Genomic DNA, 1026 nt, shown 5'->3' on the forward strand with positions numbered 1-1026 from the left:
TGGGTTGGTCCGTACTGCTTCGTGGCTAGAACAGTCCATCCTCCTCCAGCGATATTGCCGCCGCGGTCGTAGATCCGATCGATCCCGTCCGAAAGTGCGGCGCACTTCACGCAGTCGCTTGTGGATACCTGCCGAAGGGCGCTGGTGTCTCCGGTAGCCCCCGCGTAGTTCAGCACCTTGACCCAGTGACGGACGAAGGCCGCCGCGCCATCTTTATCCAGCCGTCGCGCCGCCCGAGGGACTGAGGGTGGCGGCGGGTCCGAAGCCGAGGGGGACGCTTCCCCCGTGCTGTCCGACGGGGCTGTCGAGGGGGTGGGGTTGTCCCCGCCGCACGCAGCCGTGACCCCGATCGCTGCCACGGCCGTCACAGTGGCCACCATGCGACTCAGCCGACGCATACGTCACCCTCCAGGGTCCGATCCCGAGAACGTCGAGACGGTAACTACCCAGGTCAGGAGTGCGCTACACGCTGTTCCCGGTCTGTGGACAAGCGGGGTCGTCGGACCGTGGCGGCGACGTGGAACGCCGAACGCCAGGCACGCGACACGCCGTCGGTAGGGGTCCGCTGGTGCGCAGTTTGTCCGGGCGCCCGGGACGCGCCGGAGGCCCTTGCAGGGGAGCGGCGTGGTTCAGCGCCCGGAGACGCGGCGGCCCGGGGTGCGGGGCGGGCGTGGGTCGTCGCGCAACAGGGCGGCCAGCCGGACCCCGAGGAGGAGTCCGAGCAGGAGGCAGGCCGCCGCCGCGACCGTGGCGACGACGAGGACGGCCCACGCGCCGTCCCCGGTCCCGAGCTGGCGCCCGGCACCGACCGCGAGTTCCACGAGCAGTCCCCAGGCCACGACGCAGCCGGTGAGACCCAGCGCCAGCAGGGCGAGCCGTCCGCGCGGCAGCCGGCGGCCGGCCCGGTCGGCGCGGTGCTGGTGGGGCGAGGTCACGGGCACATCATGCCGACCCGCCCCCGTTCGGGAGGTCGGATCGGTCGGGCGCGAGGGCTCCCAGGGGGGGGGGGGGGGGGGGGGGGGGGGG

At 73.2% G+C, this 1026-nt stretch carries 2 protein-coding genes; both read right to left on the reverse strand.

The genetic code is table 11. From position 1 onward, the window contains the following. On the reverse strand, positions 1-398 hold a 398-nt coding region (locus ASG49_RS19565; protein WP_369814209.1), incomplete at its 3' end, for a DUF6318 family protein. Between the two features lie 231 nt (positions 399-629). Further along, entirely contained in the window at positions 630-935 is a 306-nt protein-coding gene (locus tag ASG49_RS04275; protein WP_056537476.1) for a hypothetical protein, read from the reverse strand. Positions 936-1026 lie beyond the last annotated feature (91 nt).

Origin of the sequence: Marmoricola sp. Leaf446 (assembly GCF_001424755.1) — a bacterium.
Classification (GTDB): domain Bacteria; phylum Actinomycetota; class Actinomycetes; order Propionibacteriales; family Nocardioidaceae; genus Marmoricola.